Here is a 6,000-nt window from a genome sequence, read left to right as displayed (position 1 = left end):
CAAAACCTTCGCGTTATAAGCCAAGCGACAAGCTCCTCGCATTCCTCGAAACACTCTGATTATGCCGAACAGGATGCGCCGGAATTCGTTGCAAACGTCGGCGCATTCCCACCCTTATCGGCATAATCCGGCGGTCGGCATTATGCGCCATCTCGTGACTGAGGACAGCGACGTAAGCAGCATGATCCTTGAACGTGGCGAGATGCGGCATCTGTATATAGTCGTGAGCTGCTGCATAGTAGGCAGATGATCCGCCGTGGCGGATAAGTGCCCCTGTGTTGGCGAAGAAGCGACCGGCGGTACCGATGCGATCGAGGGGATCTGAAAAATCGGCATCGCGCTGAATGCGACCATCGAGGCCATTGATCTGGTCGGCGTTGAAGACGGTATAGGCCTTGATGAAGGGGATCGTGCGCTCGACGTCGTCACCGGCCCCGGTTAGTTCGGTGCGAATGATGGCGCTGGCAAAGACCACGGTGGTTCCGGTCTCACCCTTGCGCACGGCCCCCCCGAGTTCGAGTGCCTGGCGAAAGGTCATCCAGGCTGAGGAGCAGAAGCCTCGCGCGATGGCTTCGGACCAGAGGAGAAGAACGTTGATCCCACTATAGGGCTCGCCATTGTGGCGAAGCGGACGGGAAACCGGCTCTGTAGAACAGGCATTCTGCCAGGGTTGGACCCAGGGGCGCACGCCCTGTCGGAGTTCGGCGATGATTTTGTCGGTGATACGGCTGTAGATGTCGGATCGCTGGCTGGTTTGCTCTCTGGTCATGTGGGCCTCCGCTTGAGGTCGCGACAATCGCGACCTGCTACGGCGGTCCGAAAGCCGGGCTAGGAGTGCCGGCCAGCACCCACAGGGCCGCAACGAAGTGTAGGGCGGCAAAGCCGTTGCGGACGGCGCGAGCCTGGCAGGACAAAAGCCGGGGCAGGCCGCAGTGTCGTCTCTGCAGGGGCGTGGACAGATCGAGAGAACGCGCGCGACCCTTGCCAACGTTCAAGGAGGCGCGAGATTGCCTCTCGCTCGCCAAAAAAGCGCGGAGAAACTGCTGACCCTCCCGCGTGTCAGTGCATTGGTATCGGTGCTGGTACCAATCGCGACGTTACCAACCTAGGGGGAGCGCCCGAAACCATCCCGGCTACGATTGCGGCGGAGGTGGCAAGGGGTTAAAATTCGGGGCCGATAGACAGGCTGGCAGCCTCCATCATTTCGCATCGGTGCGGAAAAACGCGCGAAAATGAGCCCTGATATCCTCGGCGCGCGCCGGTGGCTTTATCGACCGTATCGAGTGGCCATGCATGACGCCGGCGGATTTTCCGAGCGAGGCATCAATCGCGGGCGTACCTGGTTTGAGAGTCATAGGTTCGAACGGAACGCGTCGGTCGCGTTCGTGGTGAAAGGGGACACCATCGCCATCCTGCGCATCCTGGCACGCCGCATGGACGGTCCTTCGGACCGGACGGAGCAATAAAGGAATTGCCCCGTGGCCTTGTCATGTAGAGGCGCTGGGGGTGCTCGCAGCCGTGAAGATGGCCCATGGCATAGCAATCGCCAAGCACACTTGTGTAAAATCGGATTCCGACGATTAAAGATTGTCCCTCAAGTGGCTACCCATGAAGACGGCCGATATAGTATCAGAAAGTCCAGGTGAACGCGCGGGACGGCTCTGCCAATGCCACTCATTTCAGTTCACAAGTTTACAGCCACTGCCGGGGCGTTCCATGCTCCAAGCTTGGCCGCGAGCCCATCGTGAGGCCCTGTCGAACCGCCCGCTCCCGGCAATGATCGAGCTTTTTGAAGACGCTTTGACATTCAGCTGTGCATCCTGATTATCAGCATCCGTGACGGGCGATTGGAACCCCCAAAACGTGCATAGGAGCACCGCCATGCAGGGTGAGCGAGAACCGTTGCCTGTCGAGACGCTGGAACAAGATCGAGGGCGCGATGCCAACTCCCCAACGGAGATCCCGGCCAAGGGGCTTCGCGATGTCTTCTGGCGTGTCGTCCACTCGGTGATGGCCGACCGCGTGACGTTGATTGCAGCAGGGGTGACATACTTTTTGCTTTTGTCATTATTTCCCGGCCTGGGTGCACTGGTCGCCCTTTATGGTTTTGTGGCCGACCCGACGACCATTATGGGTCATATAGGCTTTGTCGCCGGCGTTTTTCCGCCTGGATCGTTCGATCTCATTCTCAACCAGTTGACCGCGCTGACCCAACAGAAGACATCGACGTTGAGCTTCGCCTTTGTCACCGGTTTGGTGGTTGCGATCTGGAGCGCCAATAGCGGGATGAAAGCTCTGTTCGACGCGATGAATGTCGCCTATCAAGAAGACGAAAAACGCAGTCTTGTCCGCCTCAACCTATTGTCTCTCGCCTTCACCTTCGGGGCTTTAGTGATTGCCATCATCCTCATCGCCGCCATTGGCATCCTGCCGGCAGCTCTCGCCTACCTGTGGCTTGACCGGTGGCAGGAGCTTCTTGCGCGCTTCGCGCGTTGGCCCTTTATTCTGATCTTTGTCGGCTGCGGAAACGCTGTCATCTACCGCTACGGCCCTAGTCGAGAGCAGGCAAAGCTCAGATGGTTAAGCTGGGGTGTCGTATTCAGCACAGCGCTGTGGCTTGCGGCGTCGGTTATGTTTTCCTTCTATATCGACAACTTCGCCAACTACAACGCCACCTATGGCACGCTCGGCGCCCTTATGGGTATGATGGTCTGGGTATGGATCTCGGTGGTTATCCTCATCGTCGGCGCAGAGATCAATGCAGAGCTGGAGCGTCAGACCGTTCGTGATTCAACGACTGGACCGCCAAAGCCGATGGGCGAGCGCGGCGCGTTTGTCGCCGACACAGTCGGGAAGGCAGCGGACTGAAATCGAAGACGAACAGAGCTCGCTCGTAGGCCATCGGCTGCAATCGCTGGTTCTCCGTCAGATGGATGACTTTCGACGCGAAGCCAATATAATCTAAGGTTGCGCGCACAATATCATGCGCGTAAAAGGCAATGGTGCGAAACAGCAGCGGAGCCACTACGATGGATGAGGCGATTCACAGCGAAGGCTTCGATGCAGCTTTGACCTTGACTGATCCACTCGATCATCTGCCGGCGAACAAACGCCGCGAGCTTGCACGTGTGCTGGAGATCATCTTCTTCGAGGCCGAACGGTTCCGTGCGACCAAGCTGTCGGCCAAGCGGGCGGATGGCAAGATCCTCAAGGTCATCCTCTATGGTTCCTATGCCAGAGGAGACTGGGTGGAAGACCGGGTGAGCGGTTACCGTTCCGACTACGACCTGATGGTCGTCGTCAACTCGCAAAGCTTTGCGGATGAGGACGAACTATGGCTTGCACTCGATGAGCGTCTAATCCAGGAACAGATCGCCAACCGCATCAAGACTCCTGTGCTGCCGGTCGTTCATTCCCTTCACGACTTCAATGACCAGCTCTCTCGCGGCCGGCCGTTCTTTGTTGATATCGCCCGCGATGGCATCGTTCTCTACGAAGAGCCCGGCCATCCGTTGGCGCAGCCGAAGCCGCTATCAGAAGCGGAGAAGCACGCGGAGGCACAGCGGCATTTCGATCAGTGGTTCAAGCTGTCGAAGGAAGCGTTGACAGGCGCGCGGCTGATGATTGAGCGCGATATCTTTCGCCACGGCGCCTTCATGCTGCATCAAGCGACAGAGGAAGCCTATCACTGCCTGCTTCTCACCCTCACCCTTTATAGCCCGAAGTCACACCGCATCAAAAATCTCCGATCGAAAGCTGAAGATCTCGACACCCGGCTGGTCGAGGCCTGGCCGCGTGATGGCCGCGTTGCCCGACGCCACTTCGAGCTGCTATCGCGTGCCTATGTCGAGGCACGGTATTCTGCGAGCTACGAGATCACGGCCGAGGAGCTCAACTGGCTGATCCAGCGCGTGAACGTTCTGCAGGATCTGGTAGGGGTGATCTGCCGGGAGCGGTTGGGTCAAAAGAAGGACAGCTGATGCCCGCCGGCACTTTCAGGCGCGTTTGAGCCCGGGAACGCTCGTCACAGTGGCTCACTGCTTCGATTCCGGCAACGCCTCCACACCACTGCCTCTACGCGTCTCTCGATTATGCCTTGCCCTTTTTGCCGACTGCAAAGTAGCTGAAGCCGTTCTTGCTGACTTCGGCGGCTGGATAGATGTTGCGCAGGTCGACGATCGTGGGCGTCTTGACCGTGGTCTTCAGGCGCTTGAAATCGAGGGCGCGGAACTCATCCCATTCGGTGACGATGACGATCGCGTCGGCACCCTCGGCGATCTCGTAGGGATCCTTGCCGTAGGTGACAGGTCCGAGCATGCCCTTGGCGTCTTCCATACCTTCCGGGTCATAGGCATGGACTTCGGCGCCGCCATCGAGCAACGCCTGGATGATGGTGATTGACGGGGCGTCGCGCATGTCGTCGGTATTCGGCTTGAAGGTCAGGCCGAGGACGGCGATCTTCTTGCCGCGCACGGTGCCGTCGCAGGCGGCGATGACCTTGCGGCCCATGGCGCGCTTGCGGTTGTCGTTGATGGCGACCGTCGTCTCGATCAACCGCATCGGGCTGTCATAGTCCTGGGCGGTCTTGACCAGCGCCAGCGTATCCTTCGGAAAGCAGGAGCCGCCATAGCCGGGACCTGCATGCAGGAACTTGTCGCCGATGCGCTTGTCCATGCCGATACCCTTTGCGACCTTCTGCACGTCGGCGCCGATCTGCTCGCAGAGGTCGGCGATCTCGTTGATGAAGGTGATCTTCATCGCCAGGAAGGCGTTGGCGGCGTATTTGATCAGCTCGGAGGTGCGGCGTTCGCAGAAATAGAGCGGCGCTTCGTTGAGATAGAGCGGACGATAGACTTCACGCATGACTTCCACGGCGCGCGGCTCTTCGGTGCCGATGACAATACGGTCAGGGCGCTTGAAGCCGGTGATCGCGGCGCCTTCACGCAGGAACTCCGGATTGGAGACGACGGCGATATCCTTACCCGGGAACTCGTCGCGGAAGATCCGCTCGATCTCGTCGCCGGTGCCGACGGGCACGGTGGATTTGGTGACGATGACGGTGAAGCCAGTGACGGCAGCGGCGATCTCGCGGGCTGCGGCGTAGACGTAGGTCAGGTCGGCATGACCGTCGCCACGGCGCGACGGTGTGCCGACGGCAATGAAGACGACGTCGGCAGCGGCGATCTCGCGGGCTGCGAGGTCCTTGGAAAAATCAAGGCGGCCAGCCGCCCGGTTGTGCTCGATGATCGCATCGAGGCCCGGCTCGAAGATCGGCACTTCGCCGCGCTCCAGGGCATCGATCTTGGCTTCGGACTTGTCCACGCAGGTGATGTGGTGGCCGAAATCCGCAAGGCAGGCGCCGGACACCAGGCCGACGTAACCAGAACCGATCATAACAATACGCATGGGTTCAATCCGTAAAATAGCAATCGCAGTCCAACCGAGCGGCAGGGCTGCGATGGTGTTACAGGGGTAATTTTATAAGTTCAATACAACCAGTAATCGGGCTGCGGCGCATGCGTGAAATAAAACTGAACCGCAGTCGGCGATAGACTGGCGCGCAAGCCTCGCATGCTCGTCGCGATCGCCCTCGCCAACAAAATGGCTCGATCCATCTGGGCAATGATGACCAAGAACGAAGTTTATGAGGATTCTGTTCTACCTGCAGCATACCAAGTGATCCGCTACAGTTAGGACGGATCGTCGGCGTGTGAGGAGGTCAGCGAACGGTAAGGACGATAATCGGTGAGAGTGGGTCTGGTAATGCATCCGGGTCAATGAGCTAAGAGCTCGTAGAGTTGATTTTGCACCAGGTCCGCGTAGCTCCATACCGGCCAGCGGTCGTACTCAAGCCGCACAACAGGCCTGATACATGACCGCGCCCGATCACACGTTCAAAATCGCTTGAAGAACTGCTTGCATGAGCGGGGGCATCCATACATGACCCGGCGGCTACACTTCGGGTTGCCGTTAGGTTTTATAAAGCTTGCCACGCCACGG

Annotated in this window: 5 protein-coding genes; 3 read left to right on the top strand and 2 right to left on the bottom strand. The window is 58.9% G+C overall.

Annotated features, from left to right (window positions below; all coding sequences use genetic code 11):
• Nucleotides 1-13: 13 nt before the first annotated feature.
• Nucleotides 14-769 carry an ArdC family protein gene (locus AC1DNK_RS29100; protein ID WP_477944659.1) on the bottom strand — a complete coding sequence of 252 codons (756 nt, stop codon included), beginning with the start codon at nucleotides 767-769 and terminating at the stop codon, nucleotides 14-16.
• A 463-nt stretch (nucleotides 770-1,232) separates the two neighbouring features.
• Between AC1DNK_RS29100 and AC1DNK_RS29095 the strand changes: the two genes are divergently transcribed.
• The 3 genes from AC1DNK_RS29095 to AC1DNK_RS29085 all read left to right on the top strand — a co-directional run bounded on the left by AC1DNK_RS29095 (nucleotide 1,233) and on the right by AC1DNK_RS29085 (nucleotide 3,980).
• Nucleotides 1,233-1,466 (top strand): hypothetical protein, encoded by a 234-nt coding sequence (locus AC1DNK_RS29095; RefSeq protein ID WP_477944657.1) that lies wholly within the window; start codon nucleotides 1,233-1,235, stop codon nucleotides 1,464-1,466.
• A gap of 415 nt (nucleotides 1,467-1,881) precedes the next feature.
• Complete coding sequence (locus AC1DNK_RS29090) at nucleotides 1,882-2,868, top strand: YihY/virulence factor BrkB family protein (protein WP_477944655.1); 987 nt, start codon at nucleotides 1,882-1,884, stop codon at nucleotides 2,866-2,868.
• 161 nt (nucleotides 2,869-3,029) lie between these two features.
• Entirely contained in the window at nucleotides 3,030-3,980 is a 951-nt protein-coding gene (locus AC1DNK_RS29085) for a HEPN domain-containing protein (protein ID WP_477944653.1), read from the top strand.
• 109 nt (nucleotides 3,981-4,089) lie between these two features.
• On the opposite strand, the gene AC1DNK_RS29080 is transcribed toward AC1DNK_RS29085, so the two are convergent.
• On the bottom strand, nucleotides 4,090-5,406 hold the full coding sequence (locus AC1DNK_RS29080; RefSeq protein WP_477944651.1) for a UDP-glucose dehydrogenase family protein: 1,317 nt from the start codon (nucleotides 5,404-5,406) through the stop codon (nucleotides 4,090-4,092).
• Nucleotides 5,407-6,000 lie beyond the last annotated feature (594 nt).

Source organism: Rhizobium sp. 01N424, assembly GCF_056399485.1.
Note: the sequence above shows the minus strand (reverse complement) of the source record. Positions and strands in the feature narration are given on the sequence as shown.